Source organism: Nonomuraea rosea (assembly GCF_039539705.1).
GTDB classification, from domain to species: Bacteria; Actinomycetota; Actinomycetes; order Streptosporangiales; family Streptosporangiaceae; genus Nonomuraea; species Nonomuraea rosea.
On sequence record NZ_BAABDQ010000004.1, the window covers coordinates 462,282 to 485,524 of the forward strand.

Here is a 23,243-nt window from a genome sequence, read left to right on the forward strand (position 1 = left end):
GGCGGTATACAGATTGGCGTACAATAGCGCATACAAGATTGTCTCCCTCGTATGTCGCTTTCATCACCCATTGCTCCGTCAGCCGAGGCCCCGTGAGCCGGGACCCGCCGGCCCCGTCAGCTGAGACGTCAGTCCGGGCCCTGTCAGCCGAGGCCGAGTGCGGAGACGATGATGCGGGTGGTGTTGTTGACGTGCGCGCGCGCCACCCGGGCGGCCGTCTCCGCGTCCTTCGCCGCGATGGCCGCGACCAGCTCGCGGTGCTGGGTGTTGACGATCTCGTCGTCGGCGGGGGTGAACACGACCGGCTGGTTGAAGTTCCAGTAGTTGACCTTCGTCCGCCGGTAGAACTGCGTGATCAGCGAGTTGCCGGACCCGTCGGTGATGATCTCGTGGAACTCGTTGTTGAGCTCGTTGAGCTTGGGGCGCACGATTCCCGGCACCTCCATCTGCTCGATGAGCTCCTCCAGCCTGGCCAGCCGCTGCCCGTCGAGCCGCTCCGCCGCCAGGTAGGCCGCGTGCGCCTCCACCCCGGCCCGCGCTTCGACGATCTCCAGGATCTCCTCGGGGGCGTGGTCGCGGACAATCCACCCCTTGCGCTGGATGACCAGCCCCTCCTGGCGCAGCCGCAGCAGCGCCTCGCGCACCGGGGTGCGGCTCACCTGCAACCAGTCGGCCAGCTCCTCCTCGACCAGCCGGTGGTTGGGGCGGAACTCCGCGGCCAGGATGGCGTCACGCAGCCGCTCGTGCACGACGTCCGCCATGAACTCCGCGGTCCGGCGGCTCTTACGCTCGGGCATTCCGGCCATGGTGCGCGTCTGCTCCTCGCTCGGCAACTCCTGTATACAGAAGCGTACACAGGCTGTGCGCCAAGCCGGGTGTAGATCGCGGACATGCCGGAACGGAGCCCCGGCGGTGGCCAGGGCTCCGTGTGCGCGCTATCCGACCGGAGCCTTCTCGCTGGTCGCCGGCAGGTCGAGGCTGTCGCGCAGCTTGACCGGCTTGAGGAACAGCGTGGCGAGCACGCCCACCAGGGCGATGGCCGCCGAGATGAGGAAGATGTGGCCGGTCGCGTCGCCGTACGCGGTGGTGACGATGGTCTTGAACGGCTCGGGCAGCGACTGGATGTCCAGCGAGCCGCCCGCGCCCGCCGCACCGGCCTTGGCCGGGTCGATCCCGGCCTTGACCAGCCCCTCGTTGATGCCGGCCGTGACCCGGTTGGCCAGCACCGCGCCGAGCACGGACACGCCCACGGTGCCGCCGAGCGAGCGGAAGAACGTGATGGCGCCGCTGGCCGCGCCCAGCTCGCGCAGCGGGACGGTGTTCTGGATGGCCAGGACGAGGTTCTGCATCGACATGCCGACCCCGGCGCCGACCAGCAGCATCGCGACCATCATCAGCGGGATCGGCGTCGCGTGGTCCGTCGTGGACAGCAGCAGGAACCCGCCGGTCAGCACGATCGAGCCGACCACGATGTACGGCTTGACGTTGCCGCTCTTGGAGATCATCCGGCCGGTGATGGCCGAGGAGAGCAGCACGCCGAGCATCATCGGGATCGTCAGCAGGCCCGACTCGGTCGGGCTGTAGCCGCGGCCGGTCTGGAAGTACTGGCCGAGGAAGACCGCGCCGCCGAACATGGCCATGCCGACCGCCAGGCTCGCCACGATGGCCAGCGCGGGGGTGCGCTGCCTGACGATGTGCACCGGCACAACCGGCTCCTTGACGATCGTCTCCACCCAGGTGGCCAGGGCCAGCAGCAGCACGCCGCCGCCCACCATCGCGGCGGTCTGCCAGGAGAGCCACTCGAAGGAGTTGCCGACGAAGGTGACCCAGATGAGCAGGACGCTGACGCCGGCGGCGATCAGGGTCGCGCCCACGTAGTCGATCTTGACGTCGGAGCGCCGGACGCTGACGACGTGCAGCGTCTTCTGCAGCATGAAGAAGGCGATCACGGTGAACGGGACCGCGACGAAGAAGCACCAGCGCCAGCCGAGCCAGTCGGTGTCCGCGATCAGGCCGCCGAGCAGCGGCCCGGCCACGGTGGCGACGGCCATGACGCCGCCGAGGTAGCCGTTGTACTTGCCGCGGTCCTTGGGGCTGATCATCGCCGCGATGATCACCTGCACCAGGACCTGAAGGGCGCCCATGCCGAGGCCCTGGATCGCGCGGAAGGTGATGAGCTGGGCGGTGTCCTGGGCGAAGCCGCAGGCCAGCGAGCTGACCATGAAGATCACGATGGAGATCTGCAGCAACAGCTTCTTGCTGAACAGGTCGGCCAGCTTGCCCCAGATCGGCGTGGAGGCCGTGGAGGCCAGCAGCGACGCGGTCACCACCCAGGTGTACTGCGACTGCGTGCCCTTCAGCGCGCCGACGATCTGCGGCAGCGCCACCGACACGATCGTGCCGCTGATCATCGCGACGAACAGGACGAGCAGCAGCCCGCTCAAGGCTTCCATGATCTGGCGCTGGGACATCGGCTCCGCGCCTGGGCTGGCGCCTGAGCTGGTGTTCGCGGCCGTGGGTGCGCTCACGCGCAGCCTCCCCTAAGGTCGAAAGTAAATATGTGCTCAATGGGCAACTTTTCCCATTGAGCATATATTCCCCGACGGTAGGATGAGTCGCATCATGGACAGCACGGTTGGTCTGCGCGAGCGCAAGAAGGCCGAGACGCGGCAGGCGGTGCATGAGGCGACGCTGCGGCTGGTGGTCGAGCACGGCCTCGACGCCGTCACCGTCGAGGCGATCGCCGACGCGGCCAACATCTCGCGCAGGACCTTCTCCAACTACTTCGACGGCAAGGAAGACGCCCTGCTCTACGGCGAGGAGCAGCGCGTGCGCGCCCTGGTGGCGCAGGTCCGCACCCAGCCCGCCGAGCTGGGGGCCTGGGCGGCGCTGCGCGGGGCCGTCGAGGCGATGTTCCACGACGTGGGTGAGCCGGAGCGGGAGTGGTCCCAGCGCACGCGGCTGGCCAAGCGGCATCCATCGCTGCTGGCCAGGCAGCTGGCCAACCTCGCGGCGCTGGAGCGGGACCTGGCCGAGGCGGTGGGCGGGCGCGAGAGCCCCGTGTCGCCCCGGGTGCTGGCGGCGGCCCTCATGACCGCGATGCGGCTGGCCATGCACCAGTGGATCGAGGAGGAGCAGGTCCGCACCATGCGTGAGGTCGTGCGGGAGAACCTCGACCAGATCGCCCGCCCGTTCGCCTGAGCATGCTTGGGCGGGTTGCGCCGGAAAGCCCGGGGACGCTGCGCGGGAAAGCCCGGGGACGCGCCCGTCGGTTGGGCGGGTTGCGCCGGAAAACCAGGAGCGCCCGGCCCGCGGTGCTCGGTCAGGAAACGCGGGACGGGCGCTCGTCCGGGGAGCCGCGGGCGGGAGCGCGTCCGCCCGCGGCGGCATATCAGGAGCAGGCCGCGCCGGCCGGCGTGCTGCTGGGTCCGTTGGCGGTGAAGCCGATCGCGACGGAGGCCCCGGCAGCCAGGCTCTTCGCGTGGTCGGGACCCTTGGCGGTCCACGTGGTCCCCGACTGTGTCACGGCCGCGTTCCAGGCGCTGCCCAGGGTGACGCCCGAGGGGAGCGTCCACGTGGCGCCCCAGGTAGCGATGGGCGCGGTGCCGGTGTTCCGCACCGTCAGCTCACCCTGGAAGCCGCCCTGCCAGGAGTTCGTCTGCTTGTACGTCACCGTGCACTGCCCCGGCGGGTTGACCGTGGGCGTCACCGTGGGCGTCACCGTCGGCGTCGGCCCGGTGCCGCCCACCGGCGGGATCAGGTACGGCTGCAGGATGTCCTGCTTGGGCTGGTTGATCGTGGTCCAGTCGTCGTTGGCGATGCCGCCGGTGTCCCCTGAGTTCGGGTTCCACGACCAGTACGTGAACGACATCCCGTTCACCCCGGTGCCGGTGTACTTCATGAGCTCCTGCAGCCAGATCTTGTCCACGTTCGCGGCCAGCGTGGTGCCGAACTCGCCCATCATGATCGGCGCGATGTTCTGCTTGTACAGGTAGCCCCAGTACTTGTCCCAGATCGCCGGCATGTTCGCCGGGTAGTCGGGGGCGTCGAACCAGCTCTGGTGGTAGACGGAGGTGGCGTACTCGTGGGGCGAGTAGACCAGCCGGTTGGCCACGTTCAGTCGTACGGGGAACTGACCCGCCTTGGACAGGTTGCCGCCCCACCAGCCGCAGTCCTCGTCGTTGCTGGGATCACCGTCCCAGACGTTGGACAGGCCGCCGCTCGGGCAGCTCACGCCCTCCACGAAGATCAGCCAGTTCGGGTTGACCGACAGGACCGCGTTGCCGGCCCGTTCGGCGGCGAGCCGCCAGTCGCGCGCCTGGTCGCCGCAGCCCCAGCAGGCGCCGGTGGCGTTCGGGTTGGTGCCCTCGGCGTGCGGCTCGTTGTGCAGGTCGGCGCCGATGACCGTGGTGTTGCCCGCGTAGCGCGTGGCCAGCGCCTTCCAGTCGTTGATCCAGGTGGACTCGGGGGTGGCGGCGACGTACCAGAGCGGCGACTGTCCCCCTGCGGTCGGGCGGTGCCGGTCGAGGATGATCCGCATGCCCTTGGTCCCGGCGTAGCCGATGACCTTGTCCAGGATCTGCAGGGGCGACAGGCCGATCAGGTCCGGGTTGACGTAGTCGTTGATGCCGGTCGCCGTGGCGCCCGATTTGAGGGCGTCGTTCGAGAACGGCACGCGCAGCGTGTTGTAGCCGAGCGAGGCCATCTTGTCGATCTGGCCCTTCCACGGGTTGCTCGACCACAGGCCGTGGAAGGTCCGGTTGTCGGTCTCCATGCCGAACCAGTTGATCCCGGTCAGGCGGACGGTGCTGCCCGTGCTGTCGACGATCTTGTTCCCGCTGGTGTGCAGGTAACCGGTGCCGGTCCCGGCGGCCGCGCCGGCCGGGGCGGCGGTGCTCACCGCGACGGTGACCGCCGCTCCGGCCAGCAGCGCCGCCAGGGCGGCCGTCATCGCCTTGGACAAATGCATGGGGGTGCCCTTTCGAAGAAGAGAACGCGCGTCATGTTTGGCCGCTCCCTTCGGGCACGTCAATGCACGGCTGCCGGCCGGCGGCGGTGACCTGCGTGAACACGTGAAAGTTTCACCACCGCCGGCAGGTGTGGATCAGGCCGGGACGCTCCACTTCTGCGGGTCGAGCCCGTTGCAGTCGTAGATCTGCAGTTTGGTGCCGTTGGCGGTGGCGCCCTGCGGGGCGTCCAGGCAGCGGCCCGACTGCGGGTTCAGCAGGGAGCCGTTGGACTGCACGCGCCACTGCTGGCCGCCCGCGGTGTTGCACTGCCAGAGCTGGACCTTGCTGAAGTTCGCGGTCGCGTTCTTGTCGATGTCCAGGCACTTGCCGAAGGCGCGGATGGTGCCGTCGGGGTGCTTGGACCAGCGCTGGCCGGTCGCGACGCCGCAGTCCCAGAGCTGGACGGCGTTGCCGTTGGTGTTCGTGTTGGTGTCCACGTCCAGGCACTTGCCGGCCGCGGCCGGGCCCGTGATCTGGCCGACGGTGCCGGTCAGCGTGCCGAGACCGTACTTGACCTGGCACTGGTCGCCGGTCAGGTGGGTGGCGGCCACGTAGAGGAAGCTCGTTCCGTTCGCCGAGGGCACGATCGGGGAGCTGTAGCCGGGGCAGGACGGCTCACCGGCGGAGTAGCCGCCCGTGGGGGAGATGTTCACGGGGGCCTCGATCTCGGTCCACGCGCCCACGCCCAGGTTGGTGTTGGCGAACAGGACCTGGCCGGACTCGCCGAGCACGGTCTTGTTGCCGGTCGGGCCCGCGACCACGCGCTGCCCCGAGAGCAGCAGCGTGCCGTTCGCGCCGCCGCCCGGCAGCCAGGCGACGTACGGGGTGTGCAGCAACTCGCGCTGGTCGGAGGTGCGGACCAGCGTGCCCGCCCCCGAGCCCCACGACAGGCCGTCCGCGCTGGTCTTGGTGTAGACCTCGCAGGCGTGGTCGGCGTTCGTGGCGTCCCTGCACAGCTCGTACGCCATCAGGAACGTCCCGTTCGGCAGCCCCGTCACGATCGACATGCCGGGCCTGGCCAGGTTGTCGGCCGGGAAGGCCACGTCCTGGGTGAGCGTGGAGCTCCACGTCTGGCCGCCGTTGGTCGAGGTGTAGTGGCCGATGACCTGGTTGTTCGTCGAGCTGTTCGCGGGCCGCTCGTCGGAGATGAAGCAGGCCAGGGTGTTGTTCGGGGCCAGCAGGAACCAGGGCTCCCAGATGCCGTGCCCGATTGTGTTGGGCAGGCCGCTGGTCTGGGTGCAGTTGGACAGGTACGTCCAGGTCACCCCGTGGTCGGTGCTCTTGAACACCTCGACCTTCTGGGCCGTGTAGTCGCCGTTGGCCCAGGCGGTGCCGGACGCCAGCAGGTCGCCCTGGTTGAGGCCGTTGGCGGTACGCGGGACCTCGTACAGGACCGGGGCGCCGATGCCCCAGCCGGCGGTGTGGGAGGTGATGGTGGAGATCGGGTTCGCCGTCCATGTGTTCCCGCCGTCCACGCTGCGGTAGATCGGCAGCGAGGAGGGCGCGTTGTGGTTGCGGCGGGCGAACGTGGCCAGCATCGTCTCGTTGGCCGAGCCGTCGTGGTCGAGCCGGACCGCCCGTGGGTAACTGGCGTCACCCTGGGGATACGTGGTCAGGTTCGGTGCGTAGAGCACCTGGCCGGCCGGGGCCGCCGAGGCGGCGCCGGACATCGGACCGGCCAGTGCCACCAGGCAGGTGCCGATCAGGGCTAACGCGGTCAGAAGACGCGCGGGGGGTGTGAATCGCACAGTTTCTCCCATCGTGTGTGGATGTGTGTCGGTGCGGAGGTCAGGTGTTCTTCAGTGGGGGGTGCGGGCTTGGCCGGGCGCCTTTCGGCAGGCTGGCCGACTCGTCAGGGGCGGGCCTGGGGGTCGTCGCCGATGACGTGGCCGGTGAAGGTGTCCACGTCCACGGCCGAGCGGGCGACGACCGCGCCGTCGCTGACCAGGGCGACGTGCAGCCGCCCGCTCGTCCAGCCGGCCGGCAGCCCGGCGCGGACCTCGGCCGCGCCGCTCAGCACGAACGGCTTGGCCTCGACCCACGGGCCCTCCGACCACGAGCCTTCCGACCACGGGCCCTCCGACCACGAGCCTCCGTCGCCGGGAGTGGCGCCGAAGATCGAGGTCCAGGCGGTGTGCAGGTGGCCGTTGACCGGCTCGGCGCCGTGGTGCGACACGTGCACCGGCACGCTCACTTCGCGGGCCTCGCTGACCAGGTCGCGGCCCGGCGCGACGGGGACGACGTCGAGCACGAGCGTGGTCGTGGCGTTGACGTCGGCCGGGTCCACGCCGGCCAGGTCCTTGGCGCGGCGCTCGAAGTCCAGCAGGCCGGCGGACTCGTGCTCGATGTCGTACAGCTCGGTGTAGACGTAGCCGGCCAGCCGGTCGTGGCGGCGCATCTCCTGGGTCTGCCAGCGCAGGTGCCAGGCCCGGTCGACGCCGGTGTGGCCGCCGCCGTACTCGCTGTTGAGGTTGGGCAGGCCACGCAGCGGCTGGGACGGCACGGCGGCCAGCTTCTTGCGCACCACGTAGTCGGGGCCGAGCCGTACGGGGAAGTCGTCCTGCTCGCCGTCCAGCAGCTTGGCGAGGGTGCTGCCCCAGGAGGCGGCGGACTCGTCGTAGTAGTGCCAGTCGAGCAGGTCGGTCTTGACGTGCGCCCAGCCCGAGTTGTCCACCGCGGGCCTGGTCGGGTCGAGCGCCTTGAGCAGGTCGTACGCTCGCGCAGCCGCCTCCTGCTTGGCCGGGTCGCCCGGGATGTCCCAGTCGAGGCCCCACTCCTCGTTGTACAGGCCCCAGATGACGATCGCCGGGGAGTTGCCGTCGCGCTCGGCCATGGGCGCGATCTGCTCCTCGAACGCGGCCACCGAGTCCGCCGAGAACAGGCCGGTCGCGGCCGGCTCGGCCCACACCAGCATGCCGAGCTCGTCGGCGTGGTGGATGAAGCGCGGGTCCTCCAGCTTGAGGTGCTTGCGCACCAGGTTGTAGCCCAGGGCGGCGGCCAGCTCGATGTCGCGGCGCAGCGCGGCGTCGTCGGGCGGCGTGATCCCAGTACGCGGCCAGTAGCCCTGGTCGAGCACGCCGCGCACGAAGAGGCGGCGGCCGTTCAGATACAGGTCCTCGCCGATCACCTCGACGCGGCGCAGCCCGGTGTAGCCGGACACGCGGTCGGTGCCGTCGGCCGAGACCAGCTCGGCGTCCACGTGGTAGAGGTGCGGGTCCTCGGGGGACCACAGGCGCGGCTCGGCGACGAGCAGGCCGGCCTGCACGACCCCTTCCGCGACCGGCAGCTCGACCGTCGTGTCCGTGCCGCGCAGGGTCAGCCGCAGCGTGCCCTCCGCCGGGCCCGCCACGCTCACCTCGGCCTCGATGGAGTCCAGCGCGCCGGAGGGGCGCAGCTTCAGCGCGGCCACGTACGTGGCGGGCCTGGCCTCCAGCCAGACGCTCTGCCAGATGCCCGACGACGGGGTGAAGCACACGCCGTCGAAGTCGTCGCGCGGGATGCTGCGCTGCTTGCCGTGCGCGATCTCGCGCTTGTCGAGCGGCGCGGCGACCCGTACCACGATCTCCTGCTCGCCGCCCTCGGCCAGGGCGGCGGTGATGTCGGCCTCGAACGGCGTGTAGCCGCCCCGGTGCATGATCACCTCGGTGTCGTTGACCCAGACGGTGGCCTCGTGGTGCACGGCCCCGAAGTGGAGCACGATCCGCTGTCCCGCCCAGTCGGCGGGGACGCTGATCCGGCGGCGGTACCAGGCCACGGGCAGCCAGTGGGCCTCGATGCCCGACGCGGGGGTCTCCCAGGCGAAGGGCACGGTGATGGTCCTGGTCCAGTCCTGCTCGGTGTCGGCCCGGAAGTCCCAGTCGCCGTTCAGGCTCGACCAGGTGTGCGACCGGTCGAAGTGGGGCCGGGGATATTCCGCACGCGGCGTCATGATGCTCTCTTTCATGGGATGGGGTCAGCCCTTGACGCTGCCCGCGAGGATGCCGTTGATGAAGTGGCGCTGCAGCAGGACGAAGATCACCAGCAGCGGCAGCATGGCGATGCTGCCCGCGGCGAGCAGCTCGCCCCAGACGGTCGCGAAGTCGGCGCCGATCCGGTTGCCGGTGATGTTCTGCGCCAGCGTGGACAGCACCACCTGCAACGTCTGGTGGGAGGTGTCGTTGACGGCGACGACCGGCCAGACGAAGTCGTTGTAGATGTTCATGGTGGTCAGCACGGCCAGCGCGGCCAGCCCCGGGCGGATGACCGGGAGCACGACCTTGTAGAAGATGCCGAACTCCCCGGCGCCGTCCACCCGCCCGGCGTCGATCAGCTCGTTCGGGATGGCGGCGATCGTCTGGCGCATCCAGAAGATGCTGAACGCGTCGATGCTGCCCGGCAGGATCAGCGCCTGGTACGTGTTCACCCAGCCCAGCGAGCTCATCTCCAGCAGCAGCGGGATGATCAGCACCACGGTCGGCAGCATCAGCGTCAGCAGCACGATGCCGAACAGCAGGTTCTTGCCGGCGAAGGAGTATTTCGCGAAGGCGTAACCGGCCAGCGGGCAGAAGAACATCGTCATCGCGCCCTTGACCACCAGCACCAGCGCCGTGTTGGCGAACCCGGTGCCGATCGGCACGTCGGCGAACATGGCCCGGTAGTTGTCCAGCGTCGGCGCGCCGAGCGACAGCGGGCTGGTGATGATCTCGGCCGCGGGCTTGAACGAGGAGCTGACCGCCCAGAAGATCGGGTACAGGAACGCGATGGCGAGCAGCGCCAGCATCACGTACTGCGCGAGGCCCGGTTTGGTCTGGGTCATGACACTTCGTCCTTCGGGCGGAGCAGCCTGACGGAGATCAGCGACAGGCCGAAGACCAGCAGGACCAGCAGGAACGAGTTCGCGGCGCCGGTCCCCAGGTCGGATGCGGTGATGTGGTCGTACAGGTAGAGGCCGGCGGTGGTGGTGGAGCCGTACGGGCCGCCCTCGGTGACCACGAACGGCTCGGCGAACATCTGGAACACCGCCAGCGTCTGGATCACCACCAGGAAGGCCATGCTGCGCCGCACCAGGGGCACGGTGATCGACCAGAACTGGCGCCAGCGGGAGGCGCCGTCGAGGGAGGCGGCCTCGTACACGCCGCCGGGGACAGCCTGCAGTCCCGCGAGCAGGATGATGATCGCGAACCCGGTCGTCTTCCACAGGAACAGCAGCGCCAGCGTCGGCTTCGACCACGTCGTGGAGGTCAGCCAGCCCACGTCGGGCAGCCCGACCAGGTTGAGCGCGTAGTTGATCAGGCCGTAGTCCTGGTCGAACACCACGATCCAGACCTGCGCCATGGCCACCAGCGGGGTCACGAACGGCGCGATGAACGCCACCCGGAAGAACCCGCGCAGCCGCAGCCTGGCGTTGGCCAGCAGCACCGCGCCGCCCAGCCCGGCGACGACCTGGATCGGCACGATCAGCAGCCACATGACGGCGCTGTTGCCGAGCGAGGCCCAGAAGTCCGGGCTGGTCAGCAGGTAGAGGTAGTTGTCCACGCCGACCCAGTGGGCCGCGCCCGCGCCGCGCCAGCGCATGAAGCTGAGCTGCAGCGCGTAGATCAGCGGGTAGATCCCGAACGCGGCGAATACCACCAGGAACGGCGCGATGAACAGGTACGGCGACAGCCGCGTGGAGCTCCGGCCCCTGGTCCGGCGCCGCGAGCGCCCGACGCTTGTGAGACTCATCGTCATGAGCGGTCGATCAGGTTGCGCTGGATCTTCTCGGCCGACTCGGCGATCACTTGGTCGGGGGACATCTTGCCTTCCATCAGGCGCTGCATGTTGTTGCCGAGGTAGTCCACCGACTGGGCCCACCACCACGGGATCGGCGCGGCGGCCGGGATGGTGGCGCCGGCCTCGACGGCGACCTTCCACAGGTCCTGGCCGCCGAGCGCGTCGATCGGCTGGAACAGCGGCTTGGCCGGGTCGGCCGCCGGGGTGTAGCTGGGGATCGAGGTGGACAGGCCGCCGGGGTAGACGTCGTTGGGGCCGTACACGGCGGTGTAGCCGGGCTCCTTGAAGCACAGGAACTCATACAGCAGCCAGGCCAGCTCCGGGTTCTTGGCCTTGGCGGGGATGACGAAGCTGCTGCCGCCCATCGCACCGCTGCGCGCGCCGCCCGGCGTCCATGCCGGCAGCGGCGCGGCCCGCCACTTGCCCTTGGTGGACTTGAGCAACTGCTGCGGCGCGAACGACCACCAGATCGCCCACGGCACGAACACCTGCTGGCCGCTCTCCAGCGAGTTGACGTCGGCCGGCTCCAGGTAGGGGGCGTGGGTGACCAGGCCGTCCTTGACCGCGCTCTGGATCCAGCCGAAGATCCGCCGGTATTCCGCCGAGTCCAGCCGCAGCTTGCCCTGGGCGTCGGTGAGGCTGGTGCCCTGCTGGTTGGCCAGCATCTCCAGCCAGAGCTGGCTGAGGAACGGCGTCTTCTCCAGGTGGATCGGCTTGGTCTTGGGGTCCTTCTCCTTGACGGTCCTGGCCGCCGTGAGCAGGTCGTCGTACGTGGCCAGGCCCGCCGGGTCGACCCCGGCGCTCTCCAGGACGTCCTCGCGGTACCAGAGCAGCCCGGGGTCCAGGTCCCAGGGCACGCCGTAGATCTTGCCCTCGACCGTGTTGACCGACAGCTTGTACGCCGAGGTCTGCGCCTTGTACGGCGAGATCAGGTCGGTCAGGTCGAAGAGGTGCTCGGCCTGCCCGCCGATCTTGGCGTCGTCCCAGAAGCTGCCGTCGGGCACGTCGGTGCCGCTGATGAGGGTGTTGGCGAGCTTGGCGTCGATGTCCACGGCCTGGTGGTTGACCTTGACGTTCGGGTACGCCTGCCGGAACTTGCCGATCGCCGCGTCGAAGACCTTGAACAGGTCGCCGGACCGGTTCCAGATCGTTATCTCGCCCTTGGCGGACGACGCCGAGGCGGTCGGCGCGGCCAGCTTGCTGGGGGCGGTGCTCTGGCCGCCTGGGGCGCAGGCCGCGAGGGAGCCGGTGGCCGCGAGCGCGCCGATGCCCAGGGCTCCCTTGAGGAACCCGCGTCGGTCTATGGGCGGTGTGGACATCTCTGACTCCTCGGCCAAGGCTCAAGTGAGGGCTCTGCAACGATGCAGACATCATGCATAATCGTCTGCAACGATGCAAGAGACGATTTGGGATCTTCCCAATCGGGGGCAGTCGGAGGTATAGGAGACGCATGGCCGGTCCAACCCTGCGTGACGTGGCGAAGCGAGCGAACGTGTCGATTCGCACGGTGTCCAACGTGGTGAACGGTTACGCGCCGGTCTCCGCCGAGCTGCGTGCCCGCGTGCAGGCCGTGCTGGACGAGCTCGACTACCGTCCCAACCTCATCGCCCGCAACCTCAAGCAGGGACGTACCGGGATGATCGCCCTGGTGGTCCCCGAGCTGGACGTGCCGTACTTCGCCGAGCTGGCCCGCGAGGTGATCACCGCCGCCCGTACGCACGGCTACGTGGTGATGATCGACCAGACCGACGGCGACGGCGACAGGGAGCGTGAGCTGCTGGCGCGCGACTCGCGGGCCACGCTGTTCGACGGGCTGGTGCTCAGCCCGCTGGCCGTCTCCGCCGACGAGCTGCGCGCCCGGGGCAACCGGATCCCGATCGTGCTGCTCGGCGAGCACATCTTCAACGGGGCCTTCCACCACGTGGCCATCGACAACGTGGCCGCCGCCCGCGAGGCCACCGCCCACCTGCTGGGCCTCGGCCGCCGCCGGGTGGCCGCGATCGGCGATCAGCCGTACGCGACCGGGGAGACCGCCCAGCTCAGGACCGCCGGATACCGGCAGGCGCACGCCCACGCCGGGCTGGAGGTGGACGACCGGCTCGTCGTCGCCACCCCGCACTTCCACCGGCGGCTGGGCGCCGAGGCCATGGAGCGGCTGCTCGCCCTGCCCGAGCCGCCCGACGCGGTGTTCTGCTACAACGACCTGCTGGCGCTGGGCGCGATCCGGGCGCTGACCAGGGCGGGCCGGCGCGTTCCCGACGACGTGGCGGTGGTGGGGCTGGACGACATCGAGGAGGGCCAGTACAGCACGCCGAGCCTGACCACGGTCGCGCCGGACAAGGGCGTGATCGCGCGGACGGCGGTGGACACGCTGATGGAGTCGATCAACGGCACGGCCGCCGCTCCCGCCGAGATCGTGGTCCCGCACCGGCTGATCGTCAGGGAGAGCACGGCGGGAGAGTAGTGCTGGGACTACCCCCAGGTCTCGTGCCTGGGCCCGTGTGCGGCGGCGGGGCCGCCGGTTGAATCGACGGCATGACGATCACGAACACGGTTCCCGGCCGGTGGGCCGAGGGCGTCGGGCTGGTGCTCGGTCCGCTGCTGCTCCTGGCCGGGGTGCTCACCCGGCTGGGCGCGGACGACTTCTTCCCCGGCCAGCTCGCCGCCTACGCCGCCGGCTCCGGGCGGATGGTCCTGTCCTACAGCCTGTTCGCGGCGGGGATCGTGCTGCTGTGGCCCGCGGTGACCGCCCTGGCCAGGATGATCGGGGCGACCCGGCCAGGCTGGGCCGGATGGGGGCTCGTCCTGGTGCTGCTCGGGCTGTTCGGCCGGGTGTTCCACGCCGGGGTGAGCCACCTGGCCTTCCACCTCGTGGACGTGCTCGGCCTGGACGCGGCGCAGCGGGCGGTCGCGGCCACCTACGGCGCGTTCCACGTCTTCAAGGCGGTCAACGTGTGCATCATGGCCGGCTGGGTCGTGCTCGCGATCGGCGCCTACCTGGCCAGGGCGCTCGGCCCGGTCCGCTGCGTCGCACTCGGGCTGGCGGCGGGGCTGCCGCTGGGCGTGCTCAAGGGCAGCAGCGACCCGGTCTCGCTGGTCGCGCTGGCCGGGCTCGCCGTGGCCCTGGTGCCGCTCGGCGTGGCCGTGCTGCGCGAGGGTCCCGCGCCTCGCTGGTGGGCCGTCGGGCTCACCGTGGCGCTGATCCCTGCCGCGTTCCTGCTCGGGATGTCCGGCTGAGGCCGGCCGGCGGGAGCTCGAAATGGAGGGTCTGGAAGTTTCCTGGGTCGCCGTCGCGGGCGTCGAAGACGGGCTCGGCCAGCGACCGCCAGAACTCCTCCGCTCCCTGGACGCGGGTGTCGGTGTGCAGGTAGAGGGCGTGGTAGCCGCCGTGCTCCGCGACGAACCGGCCGGCCTGGCGGACCATCTCGCCGGCCAGGCCGTGCCTGCGGTGGGCGGGGGCCACGTACACGCGGAAGAGCTGGGCGGTGGTGTCGTTCGGATAGAGCCTGGCCAGCCACTCCGGGTGCGGCGGGCTCTTCGGGCCGCCCGCCCGCACGGCCGTGGTGCCGACCACCTCCTCGCCGTGCCGGGCGACGATCAGCGTGTGCCCGGCGGGCCGCAGGTAGACGCCTTCCAGGTCCATGACGTCCCAGTGCCATCGGGGCTGGTAGCCGTAGCCGAACTCGCGGTAGAACGTGTCGAGCATGACCCGGCGCGCGCCTTCCAGGTGGTGGGGGGCGGCGGGGGTGACGGTGTAGCCGTTCACTGTGCACTCTCCGATGTGATCTGGGCACCTTGTGCGGTGATCCGGGCGCTCTGTGAGGTGGTTCCGGCGCTCGGCGAGGTGGGCCGGGCCTTCTGTGCGGTGATCCGGCCGTTCTCCAGGGTCACGACCCGGTCGGCCAGTCTGGCCACCACGTCCGGGTCGTGGCTGATGAGCAGCAGCGTGAGCCCGAGGTCGCGGCACAGGCCGTCGAGCAGGTCGAGGATGGCGGCCTGCATGAGCGCGTCCAGGCCGGAGGTGATCTCGTCGCAGATGAGCACCTTGGGCTCGGCGAGCAGTGCGCGGGCCAGGGCGGCCCGCTGCAGCTCGCCGCCCGACAACGCCGCCGGGCGGCGCGCCGTCGTGCGCTCGTCGAGCCCGACCCGGTCCAGCATGGCGCGCGCCGCCGCCGCGGCCTGGGCCGGGCTCGCGCCGCGCAGGCGGACGGCGGTGCGGGCGACCTGGGCGGACACCGGGCGGTACGGGTCGAAGGAGGCGCGGGCGTCCTGGAAGACGTACTGGACGTCGCGGGCGCGGGCGGGCAGGCGGCGCGGGAGCGGCTCGCCGTTCATGGTGATCGTGCCCGAGCCGGGTCTGTGCAGCCCGGCCACGCAGCGGGCCAGGGTCGTCTTGCCGCTGCCAGACCTGCCCACCACGGCCACGCATTCACCGGCGGCGGCGCTCAGGCTCACCTCCCGCAGCACGCCCGCCCGCCGATGCCCAGCCACCAGGCCCCGCACCTCGATCAGGGGCACCCCGGCGGGCACGACAGCAGGAGCGTCCGGGCCATCCCGGCCATCCGGGCCATCCGGATTCTCGGCGGTTCGGGGTGGTTCGGGAGCTTCGGGGGATCGGGGGAGGAGGCGGGTGGTGAGCAGGCGGCGGGTGTAGTCGTGGCGCGGCGCGTTCAGCACGTCGGAGGCCGGGCCCGACTCGACGACGCGGCCGTCCCGCATGACCGCCACGTGGTCGGCCAGTGTCCGCACCATGGCGAGGTCGTGGCTGAGCAGCACCAGGGCGATACCCTGCGTCCGCAGCCCGCGGAACTCCTCGATGACCTCCGCCCGGGTGAGGCCGTCCTGCCCGGTCGTCGGCTCGTCGGCGACGATCAGCACCGGGTCCAGCAGCAGCGCCTGTGCCAGCACGACGCGCTGCTGCTGGCCGCCGGAGAGCTGGTGCGGATAGCGGCCGAGCAGCTCGACCGACAGCCGTGCCTGGCGCGCCGCCTCAAGCACCCGCTCCCCGGCATCCGGTCGCCGCCGGGCGATCTCCCGCTCCCCGACATCCCGCCGCCGGGCGATCTCCCTCAGGACGCCGCCGACGCGGCGCACCGGGTTGAGCACGGTGGACGGGTGCTGCGGCACGTACGCGACCGCGCCAGGCGCGAGCCGTACCGTGCCGGAGAGCCGCACCCCCGGCGCGTGCTCGCCGAGCAGCGCCAGCCCCGTCGTGGTCTTGCCGCTGCCCGAGGCGCCCACCAGCGCGAGCACGTCACCCGCGGCCAGCTCGAACGACACGCCGTCCACCAGCGCCCGCCCGTCCACCTCGGCGCGCAGCCCGTCGACCTGGAGTATCACGGCCTGCCGCCTTTCCGCACCGCTCGGTCGAACGTCAGGTTCAGCCCCACGGAAAGGGCCACGATCAGCAGCGCGGGCGCCAGCACGGCCCACGGCTGCAGGAACATCCCCGTCCGGTTGCGATCGACCATGACCGCCCAGTCGCTGGCGTCCGGCGGGAGGCCCACGCCCAGGAAGCTCGCCGAGGCCACCAGGTAGAGCGCGCCGACCAGCCGTACGCCGACGTCGGCCACGAGCGTGGCGAGCATCGAGCGGCCGGCGTATCCGACGGCCCTGCGCCACCAGGTCTCCCCCTGCAACCGCAGGGCCTGCATCGCCGTGCCGCCCGCCGCCTCCAGCGCCGCCGCCCTGGAGATCCGCACCACTTCCGGCAGCCCGATCAGCGCCACGATCAGCACCAGCGCCGCCGGGCCCGGCGAGAACAGCGCGGCCAGCATGATGAGCAGCAGCAGCGAAGGCACGGCGAGCAGCAGGTCGAGCGGGCGCATCAGCACCTCGTCCAGCCGGCTCCGCCCGGCCAGCGCCGCCGCCAGGCCCAGCGGCACCCCCGCCGCGTACGCCAGCAGCGTCGCCAGCACCGCGACGGAGACCACGGAACGGCCGCCGAGCAGCACCTGCTCCCACACGTCCCGCCCCACGAAGTCGGTCCCCAGGGGAGCGACGGCGGCGAAGGAGACGCCACGCGGCTCAGGTGCTCCCGCCAGCCACGGCCCCAGCAGCGCGATCACCAGCGGCACCCCCATGAGCACCACCCCCAAGCCGCGCCGCAACCACACAGCGCCCTTTCCCGCGCTCGCCCGCACCACCGACCCCGGCCGCTCCGCCGCGTCCGGCCGTTCCACCGCGTCCGGCCGTTCCACCGCGTCCGGCCGTTCCGCCGCGTCCGGCCGTTCCGCCGCGTCCGGCCGCTCCGCCGCGTCCGGCCGTTCCACCGCGTCCGGCCCGTTCACCGGGTGCCCGCCGCGGCCGGGGCCAGCCGGTACGACGCCAGGTCGGCGGCCAGGTTCGCGGCCACCGTGGTCGCGGCGAACAGCACGCACAACGCCTGGATCACCGGCACGTCCCTGGCCGCCACGGAGTCGTTCAGCAGCGTCCCGAGCCCCGGGATCACGAACACCGACTCGACCACGATCACCCCGCCGAGCAGCCAGTCCGCCGTCCTGGCGAGCTGCTGCGCGGCGGGCGCGAGCGCGTTCGGCAGCGCGTGCGCGAGGCGTACCCGCCAGAGGGACAGCCCCAGCCGCCGGGCGTGCGCCACATACCCCGAGCCGAGCGCGTCGATCATGCCCGCCCGGACCAGGCGGCTGATCGAGCAGACCGGCCTGGCCAGCAGTACCACGAGCGGGAGCACCAGCAGCGCCGGTTGTTCGAGCAGGTTCGCGGGAGCGCCCACCGCCGTGGGCGGGAACCAGCCGAGCCGCACCGCGAACAAGGCGACCAGCACCACGCCGAGCGCGAACTCGGGAATCGCGTACAGGCCCACGGTCACGGTGGTCAGCACTCGGTCGAGCAGCCCGCCCTGCCACACCGCGGCGGCCACCCCGGCCCCCACCGAGACGGGCACGAGCAGCAGCAGGGTGAGCCCGGCGAGCACCAGCGTCGGCGGCAGGCCGGCGGCCAGCACCCCGGCCACCGGACGGCCGGACACCAGCGAGCCGCCCAGGTCGCCGCCCGCCAGCCCGGCCAGCCAGCCGGCCCACCGCTCCACGGCCGGCCGGTCCAGCTCCAGGGCCTCCCGGAGCCGGGAGATGCGCTCCTCGTCCGGAATGTCGCCGGCCAGCACCACGGCGGCGTCGCCGGGCAGCGCCTCCGTCAGCACGAACACCAGCGTGGCCACCGCCACGACCTGCACGACGCCGAGCAGCAGCCGGCGCAGCGCGTAGCGGGTCAGGCTCACCCCAGCCACACTTTGTCGAAACGGGCCCAGTCGAGCGTGTTCGCGGGGGCGTTGACGACGCCGCGCAGCCGGGGCGAGGTGCCGAGCAGCCAGTCGGCGAAGCCCCAGACGAGGAAGCCGCCCTCGGCGTGCAGCGTGCGCTGCATGTCCAGATAGAGCGCCCGTCGCCGGGTCTCGTCGCCGGTTCCGACCGCCTTGTCGTAGAGGGCGTCGAATTCGGGACGGGCCCATTTGGTGGCGTTCGTGGTGGAGTGGGAGAGCAGCCGCTGCGAGATGTGCGTCTCGATCGGCATGGCGCCGGAGCGGTAGCAGCAGATCGTGCCCTTGTTCAGCACGTCGGCCCAGTAGGTGTCCTTGTTGCCGGTCTTGGCGGTGATGTCGAGCCCGGCCTGCCTGGCCTGGTCGGCGAAGACGCTGGCGGCCTCGATGAAGCCGCTGGCGGCGGCCGAGGTGTCGAGCTGGATCCGCATCCCCTTCGCCCCGGCCCGGTCGATCAGCCACGTGGCCCGCTCCAGGTCGGGGGTGCGCTGGGGGAGGTCGGCCGCGTAGTACAGGTAGTCCTTGCCGAACAGGTCGTTGCCGGGCTGCCCGGCGCCCGACAGCACGCTGTCCACCATCTGCGAGCGGTCGGCCAGCAGGAACATGGCCTGGCGGAGCTGCGGGTCGTCGAAGGGCGGCCGGTCCACCTTCATCGCGAACGCCTGCATGCCGCTGTTGCTCAGGCGGACGACGGCCATCCGGCCGCCGTTCTCGTGGGTACGGGCCGTGGCGGGGGTCAGGTCGTGCGCGTACTCGGCCTGGCCGCCGAGCACGGCGTTCACGCGGGCGGACTCCTCGTTGGCGATGAGGTATTCGAGCTCGTCCACGTAGGGTGCGCCGTCCCAGTGGCCGGCGAAGCGCTTGAGCAGCAGCGACCGCCCCGGCTGGAAGGACCCGAACGCGAACGGCCCAGAACCGACCGGCCGGCTGAACTCGTCGGCCCCCTCGGGAACGATGTAGGCCCCGAAGGCGGCCAGCACGTTAGGGAACTCGGCGTAGGGCCGCTTCAGCGCGAACTCCACCGTACGGTCGCCGATCGCGCGGCTGTTCCTGAGGTCGATCAGGGCGAGATTCGCCTTGGCGCGGAAGGTGCGCTTCTCGTCGGCGATGCGGGCGTAGCTGTGGAGGACGTCCGCGGCGCGTACGGGCCTGCCGTCGTGGAAGGCGGCCGCGCGCAGCGTGACCCGCCACGTGCTCAGCCCCTTGCCTGCCTCCCACTTGCTGGCCAGGCGCGGCACGATCGACACGTCGGCCCCGTAGTCGGCGAGCTTGTCGAACATCGCCTTGGACCGTGACGCCTCCAGGAACAGGTTCGCCAGATGCGGGTCCAAGGTCTCCTGGGCCCCGCCGCCCGCGAACGCCACCCGCAGCCTGCCGCCCCTCCTGGGCTGCGACGACGTGGGGATGTCAGAGCCCGGCTGGGCGGCGCAGCCGGCCAGGGCGACGGCGGCCGCGGACAGGAAGGTACGACGATCGAGGCGCATGGCCGACAATGGTAACGATTTTCATTTGTCACGCAAATCGCCCGCCTACCCGGCCAGGAGCTTGACGATCGCCACCACCCCGATGACCACGATCGCGCCACGCAGGACGGCGGGCGGGAGCCGGCGGCCGACCTTGGCGCCTGCGAACCCGCCGACCATGGAGCCGAGCGCCACCAGCAGCACGGCCGTCCAGTCGACGTCGGCGACCAGCACGTACAGGATGGCGGCGGTGAAGTTGACCAGCAGGACGAGGACGTTCTTGGCGGCGTTGATCCGTTGCAGCTCCTCGTCGATGAGGATGCCCATCAGGCCGATGAGCAGGATGCCCTGCCCCGCCCCGAAATAGCCGCCGTACGCGCCGGCGGCGAGCGCGCCCAGCACCAGCCAGGGGCCTCCGTGCGCGCGCTTGGGGCGGTCGGCCAGCAAGCGCCCGAGCTTCGGCTGGATCACGACGAGGATGCAGGAGATGGCGATCAGCACGGTGACGACCGCGGTGAACGTCCGCTCGGGCAGGTTGAGCAGCAGCAGGCCGCCGGCGATCGAGCCCGCGACGGAGGCTGGGGCCAGCCGGAGCAGCCGCCCGCGCTGGCCCTTCAGCTCCGGCCGGTAGCCCATGACGCCGGTCAGCCCGCCGGGCACCAGCCCGATGTTGTTGGAGACGTTGGCGGTGATCGGGGGCAGGCCGACGGCCAGCAGCGTGGGGAAGGTGATCAGCGAGCCTGAGCCGACCACGGTGTTGATGGCGCCGCCCGCGATGCCGGCCGCGAGCACCGCGACCATCTCCCAAGGTGTCATGGCGCGAGATTAGACCACGTCTTACAAAATAAGACGGTTTGTGTCGATATGTGAGACAGGTCTCAACATGGCGCGGTGCTCTCCCGGGGCACGAGCCGCGCCGTGGCGTCCTGGAACGACTGCGGCGCACCGCCGTTGAGCAGCCGCAGCAGCGTACGGGCCGTATGAGCACCGTACGCCTGCACGTCCCTGGACAGTGCGGTCAACGTCGGGAAGACCATCTCGCAGAGCTGCGAGTCGTCCCCCGCGATGATCGATAACTCGTGCGGCACCCCGACGCCGAGCTGCCGGGCGACGCTCACCCCGGCCGTGGCCATGACGTCGTTGTCGAAGGTGATCGCGGTCGGCCGGTCGGCGGCGGCCAGCAGCGCGCGCGTCGCCTCGGCCCCCGCCGCCCACGTGTAGTCGGTGTCGACGACGGCGACCGGCGCGAGCCCGTGCCTGGCCATCGCCGCGTGGAAGGCGGCCGTGCGGACCTGGGTGTGCTCCAGCGCGGGCAGCCCCGCCACCCTGGCGATGCGCTGGTGCCCCAGCCCCACCAGGAAGTCGACGGCCTCGGTCACCGCCGCCGCGTCGTCGCTCCAGACCGCGGGCATGCCGCCGTCCGGCCGCGGGCGGCCGACCAGCACCGCGGGGATGCGCATCGACTCCAGCAGCGGCAGCCGCGCGTCGTCGGCCCACAGGTCCATGACGATCAGGCCGTCCACGCGCCGCTCGGCCCACCAGTCGCAGATCGCCTCGATCGAGCGGGGATGGTCGGGCACGACCTGGAGCAGCAGGGCGGTGCGGGTCAGCGCGAGCTCGCTCTCCAGCCCCGCGATGAACTTCATGAAGAACGGCTCGACGCCCAGGGTGTCCGCGCTGCGCGCGATGACCAGGCCCACCGTGTGGGCCCGCGACTCCGACAGTCCGCGAGCGGCGGCGTTGGGCCGCCAGCCCATCTCGGCGGCGATCGACAGAATGCGGCTCCTGGTGGCTTCTGACACACCAGGCCGGCCGTTCAGCGCGAAGGAGACCGCACCGATCGACACCCCCGCACGCTCGGCGATATCGCTGATCGTCAGTCGCTTCACGCGCCTATCGTAGGTGGACATCGGCAGGCGTCACTTCGTCGCTCCCGCGGTGAACCCGTTGTAGACGAATCGCTGCAACGCCAGGAATATGGCGAGGGTCGGCAGGATCACCAGCACCGCGCCGGCGGAGATGACCTCCCAATGCGCGCCGAACGGCCCCTTGAAACGGAAGAGCGAGGTGGAGATGACGCCCAGCTCCTCCGACGGCATATACAGGAAAGGAATGTAGAACTCGTTGTAGACGGTGATCCCCTTGATGATGACGACCGTCGCGATCGCGGGCTTGAGCAGCGGCAGGATCACCTTGCGGTAAATGGTGAACGAGCTCGCGCCGTCCAGCCTGGCGGCCTCGTCGAGCGACACGGGAATGTTCTTGACGAACTGCAGAAAAATGTAGATGGACACGATGTCGGTGCCCATGAAGAGCAGGATCGGCCCCCATCTGGTGTCGAAGAGCCCGAACGCGTCTATCACCTCGAACGTGGCCACCTGAGTCGTCACCCCGGGCACCAGCGTGGCGATGAGGAACAACGCGACCACGACCTTCTTCAACCGGAACGTGAAACGGTCGATCGCGTAAGCGGCCATCGATCCGATGGCAATCGTCCCGGCGATGGAGAACAGCAGGATGAACGCCGTGTTGCCGAACGCCACCAGCATGTTGCCGTTCTCGAAGGCGATCCGGTAGTTCTCGAAATTGACGAAGCTCGCGGGCAGCGCCAGGATGTCGCCCTCGGCCATCTCGGCCGGCGTCTTGAACGACGTCCCGAACATCGTCAGCAGCGGCACCACCACGATCGCGGTCGCGACGACCAGCGACAGGTACTTCAGCGCCGTCACGCCCGGCCGCACCACGCCGGCACGTGTCTGAACGGTCATGCGGACGTCCTCTCCTCGGGTACGAGCCGCCGCTGGACCCAGGTGATCAGCAGGATGAGGACCAGCAGCACGACGGCCGCCGCCGAGGCCAGGCCCGTCTTGTTGAACTGGAAGGCCAGCTTCACCGTCTGGATCACGAACGTCTTGGTCTCGCCTGAGCCGCCGGTCATGATGTACGGGATCTCGAAGACCGACAGCGATCCCGCGATGCCCAGGATGGCGCTCAGGCTGATGATCGGCCGGATGCTCGGGATGATGATGTGCCAGAGGATCTGCGGCCGGCTCGCCCCGTCGAGCATGGCGGCCTCGTGCAGCTCCGACGGGACGGACTGGATGGCGCCGAGGAAGAGCACGAAGTTCAGCCCCAGGAAGCGCCAGACCGACACCCCCGACAGGGAGACGTTGGCCAGGTCGGGATTGCCCAGCCAGAGGATCTCCGCGTCGACGCCGACGAGCCTGAGCAGCTGGTCGAGCGTGCCGTCCGGCTGGAACATGTAGAGGAAGACGAACGCGACCGCGACCCCGTTCAGCAGGTACGGGAAGAAGATGACGCCCTTGAAGAAGCCGCGGAAGCGCACGTTGAAGCTGAGCACGGCGGCGAAATAGAGCGCCAGCACGATCTGGACGAACGACGCGACCAGGTAGAAGAGGCTGACATAGAAGACGGAGAAGAGCTCGGGACGGGTGAAGAGCTCGAAATAGTTCTCGACGCCGACGAACGCGCGGTCGGGGCTGACGCCGTCCCAGTCGGTGAAGCTGTAGGAGATCATGCTGACGACCGGGACGTACGTGAACGTCGCCAGCATGATCAGCGGGGCGGCCAGGTAGAGCCAGGGGGTCAGCCGCCGCCACCGCGAGGGCGGCGCGACGGCGTGCCGCGGGGGCGAGGAGCTGGACGTGCGGACGGAAGTGCTGGTCATCGGCTTTCCTTCGGCAGGCGACGCGCCCGGGGCCGGCACCGCCCCGGGCGCCTGGG

20 protein-coding genes are annotated in these 23,243 nt (G+C 70.6%); 3 read left to right on the forward strand and 17 right to left on the reverse strand.

Annotated elements, in window-relative coordinates; genetic code table 11:
• Positions 1-143 precede the first annotated feature (143 nt).
• Both ABEA43_RS13100 and ABEA43_RS13105 read right to left on the reverse strand, forming a co-directional pair.
• Positions 144-797: a GntR family transcriptional regulator gene (locus tag ABEA43_RS13100; protein ID WP_345561515.1), complete on the reverse strand. Its 654-nt coding sequence runs from the start codon at positions 795-797 to the stop codon at positions 144-146.
• 138 nt (positions 798-935) lie between these two features.
• The gene (locus ABEA43_RS13105) at positions 936-2,528 is read right to left on the reverse strand and encodes an MDR family MFS transporter (RefSeq protein ID WP_486348722.1); all 1,593 of its coding nucleotides are present in this window, start codon (positions 2,526-2,528) and stop codon (positions 936-938) included.
• A gap of 94 nt (positions 2,529-2,622) precedes the next feature.
• On the opposite strand from ABEA43_RS13105, the gene ABEA43_RS13110 reads away from it, so the two are divergent.
• Entirely contained in the window at positions 2,623-3,201 is a 579-nt protein-coding gene (locus tag ABEA43_RS13110; protein WP_345561516.1) for a TetR/AcrR family transcriptional regulator, read from the forward strand.
• A 190-nt stretch (positions 3,202-3,391) separates the two neighbouring features.
• Here ABEA43_RS13110 and ABEA43_RS13115 read toward each other — a convergent pair whose 3' ends face one another.
• From ABEA43_RS13115 to ABEA43_RS13140, 6 genes are all read right to left on the reverse strand, one after another.
• Entirely contained in the window at positions 3,392-4,969 is a 1,578-nt protein-coding gene (locus ABEA43_RS13115; RefSeq protein WP_345561517.1) for a cellulase family glycosylhydrolase, read from the reverse strand.
• 135 nt (positions 4,970-5,104) lie between these two features.
• The gene (locus ABEA43_RS13120) at positions 5,105-6,757 is read right to left on the reverse strand and encodes a ricin-type beta-trefoil lectin domain protein (protein ID WP_345561519.1); all 1,653 of its coding nucleotides are present in this window, start codon (positions 6,755-6,757) and stop codon (positions 5,105-5,107) included.
• Between the two features lie 104 nt (positions 6,758-6,861).
• The gene (locus ABEA43_RS13125) at positions 6,862-8,937 is read right to left on the reverse strand and encodes a glycoside hydrolase family 2 protein (protein WP_345561521.1); all 2,076 of its coding nucleotides are present in this window, start codon (positions 8,935-8,937) and stop codon (positions 6,862-6,864) included.
• A gap of 24 nt (positions 8,938-8,961) precedes the next feature.
• Entirely contained in the window at positions 8,962-9,804 is an 843-nt protein-coding gene (locus tag ABEA43_RS13130) for a carbohydrate ABC transporter permease (RefSeq protein ID WP_345561523.1), read from the reverse strand.
• Positions 9,801-10,712, reverse strand: coding sequence for a carbohydrate ABC transporter permease (locus ABEA43_RS13135; RefSeq protein WP_345561524.1), 912 nt, complete (start codon positions 10,710-10,712; stop codon positions 9,801-9,803). The genes ABEA43_RS13130 and ABEA43_RS13135 overlap by 4 nt, the downstream gene beginning before the upstream one ends.
• Before the next feature lie 2 nt (positions 10,713-10,714).
• Entirely contained in the window at positions 10,715-12,079 is a 1,365-nt protein-coding gene (locus tag ABEA43_RS13140; RefSeq protein WP_345561526.1) for an ABC transporter substrate-binding protein, read from the reverse strand.
• A 131-nt stretch (positions 12,080-12,210) separates the two neighbouring features.
• Between ABEA43_RS13140 and ABEA43_RS13145 the strand changes: the two genes are divergently transcribed.
• Complete coding sequence (locus tag ABEA43_RS13145) at positions 12,211-13,224, forward strand: LacI family DNA-binding transcriptional regulator (protein WP_345561527.1); 1,014 nt, start codon at positions 12,211-12,213, stop codon at positions 13,222-13,224.
• Between the two features lie 71 nt (positions 13,225-13,295).
• On the forward strand, positions 13,296-13,997 hold the full coding sequence (locus tag ABEA43_RS13150) for a hypothetical protein (protein ID WP_345561528.1): 702 nt from the start codon (positions 13,296-13,298) through the stop codon (positions 13,995-13,997).
• Here the strand turns inward: ABEA43_RS13150 and ABEA43_RS13155 are convergent.
• The 9 genes from ABEA43_RS13155 to ABEA43_RS13195 all read right to left on the reverse strand — a co-directional run bounded on the left by ABEA43_RS13155 (position 13,948) and on the right by ABEA43_RS13195 (position 23,187).
• Positions 13,948-14,526, reverse strand: a complete 579-nt coding sequence (locus tag ABEA43_RS13155) for a GNAT family N-acetyltransferase (RefSeq protein WP_345561530.1) — start codon at positions 14,524-14,526, stop codon at positions 13,948-13,950. The genes ABEA43_RS13150 and ABEA43_RS13155 overlap by 50 nt on opposite strands.
• On the reverse strand, positions 14,523-16,100 hold the full coding sequence (locus ABEA43_RS13160; RefSeq protein WP_345561532.1) for an ABC transporter ATP-binding protein: 1,578 nt from the start codon (positions 16,098-16,100) through the stop codon (positions 14,523-14,525). Before ABEA43_RS13160 ends, ABEA43_RS13155 begins: the two co-directional genes overlap by 4 nt.
• The gene (locus ABEA43_RS13165) at positions 16,097-17,050 is read right to left on the reverse strand and encodes an ABC transporter permease (RefSeq protein WP_345561533.1); all 954 of its coding nucleotides are present in this window, start codon (positions 17,048-17,050) and stop codon (positions 16,097-16,099) included. Before ABEA43_RS13165 ends, ABEA43_RS13160 begins: the two co-directional genes overlap by 4 nt.
• Positions 17,047-17,997 carry an ABC transporter permease gene (locus tag ABEA43_RS13170; protein WP_345561535.1) on the reverse strand — a complete coding sequence of 317 codons (951 nt, stop codon included), beginning with the start codon at positions 17,995-17,997 and terminating at the stop codon, positions 17,047-17,049. The genes ABEA43_RS13165 and ABEA43_RS13170 overlap by 4 nt, the downstream gene beginning before the upstream one ends.
• Positions 17,994-19,520: an ABC transporter substrate-binding protein gene (locus tag ABEA43_RS13175; protein ID WP_345561537.1), complete on the reverse strand. Its 1,527-nt coding sequence runs from the start codon at positions 19,518-19,520 to the stop codon at positions 17,994-17,996. The genes ABEA43_RS13170 and ABEA43_RS13175 overlap by 4 nt, the downstream gene beginning before the upstream one ends.
• Positions 19,521-19,565: 45 nt before the next feature.
• Positions 19,566-20,315 carry a sulfite exporter TauE/SafE family protein gene (locus ABEA43_RS13180; protein ID WP_345561539.1) on the reverse strand — a complete coding sequence of 250 codons (750 nt, stop codon included), beginning with the start codon at positions 20,313-20,315 and terminating at the stop codon, positions 19,566-19,568.
• Positions 20,316-20,377: 62 nt separating this feature from the next.
• Complete coding sequence (locus tag ABEA43_RS13185; protein WP_345561541.1) at positions 20,378-21,388, reverse strand: LacI family DNA-binding transcriptional regulator; 1,011 nt, start codon at positions 21,386-21,388, stop codon at positions 20,378-20,380.
• Between the two features lie 30 nt (positions 21,389-21,418).
• Complete coding sequence (locus tag ABEA43_RS13190; protein ID WP_345561543.1) at positions 21,419-22,267, reverse strand: carbohydrate ABC transporter permease; 849 nt, start codon at positions 22,265-22,267, stop codon at positions 21,419-21,421.
• Positions 22,264-23,187, reverse strand: coding sequence for a carbohydrate ABC transporter permease (locus ABEA43_RS13195; protein WP_345561545.1), 924 nt, complete (start codon positions 23,185-23,187; stop codon positions 22,264-22,266). The genes ABEA43_RS13190 and ABEA43_RS13195 overlap by 4 nt, the downstream gene beginning before the upstream one ends.
• Positions 23,188-23,243 lie beyond the last annotated feature (56 nt).

Excerpts from the sequence above, each read along its gene's own strand:
- ABEA43_RS13100 (WP_345561515.1), bottom strand. The coding sequence starts at position 797 with ATGCCCGAGCGTAAGAGCCGCCGGACCGCGGAGTTCATGGCGGACGTC.
- ABEA43_RS13150 (WP_345561528.1), top strand. The coding sequence starts at position 13,296 with ATGACGATCACGAACACGGTTCCCGGCCGGTGGGCCGAGGGCGTCGGG.
- ABEA43_RS13180 (WP_345561539.1), bottom strand. The coding sequence starts at position 20,315 with ATGACACCTTGGGAGATGGTCGCGGTGCTCGCGGCCGGCATCGCGGGC.
- ABEA43_RS13135 (WP_345561524.1), bottom strand. The coding sequence starts at position 10,712 with ATGAGTCTCACAAGCGTCGGGCGCTCGCGGCGCCGGACCAGGGGCCGG.
- ABEA43_RS13125 (WP_345561521.1), bottom strand. The coding sequence starts at position 8,937 with ATGACGCCGCGTGCGGAATATCCCCGGCCCCACTTCGACCGGTCGCAC.
- ABEA43_RS13195 (WP_345561545.1), bottom strand. The coding sequence starts at position 23,187 with ATGACCAGCACTTCCGTCCGCACGTCCAGCTCCTCGCCCCCGCGGCAC.
- ABEA43_RS13115 (WP_345561517.1), bottom strand. The coding sequence starts at position 4,969 with ATGCATTTGTCCAAGGCGATGACGGCCGCCCTGGCGGCGCTGCTGGCC.
- ABEA43_RS13175 (WP_345561537.1), bottom strand. The coding sequence starts at position 19,520 with ATGCGCCTCGATCGTCGTACCTTCCTGTCCGCGGCCGCCGTCGCCCTG.
- ABEA43_RS13190 (WP_345561543.1), bottom strand. The coding sequence starts at position 22,267 with ATGACCGTTCAGACACGTGCCGGCGTGGTGCGGCCGGGCGTGACGGCG.
- ABEA43_RS13110 (WP_345561516.1), top strand. The coding sequence starts at position 2,623 with ATGGACAGCACGGTTGGTCTGCGCGAGCGCAAGAAGGCCGAGACGCGG.
- ABEA43_RS13145 (WP_345561527.1), top strand. The coding sequence starts at position 12,211 with ATGGCCGGTCCAACCCTGCGTGACGTGGCGAAGCGAGCGAACGTGTCG.
- ABEA43_RS13130 (WP_345561523.1), bottom strand. The coding sequence starts at position 9,804 with ATGACCCAGACCAAACCGGGCCTCGCGCAGTACGTGATGCTGGCGCTG.
- ABEA43_RS13140 (WP_345561526.1), bottom strand. The coding sequence starts at position 12,079 with ATGTCCACACCGCCCATAGACCGACGCGGGTTCCTCAAGGGAGCCCTG.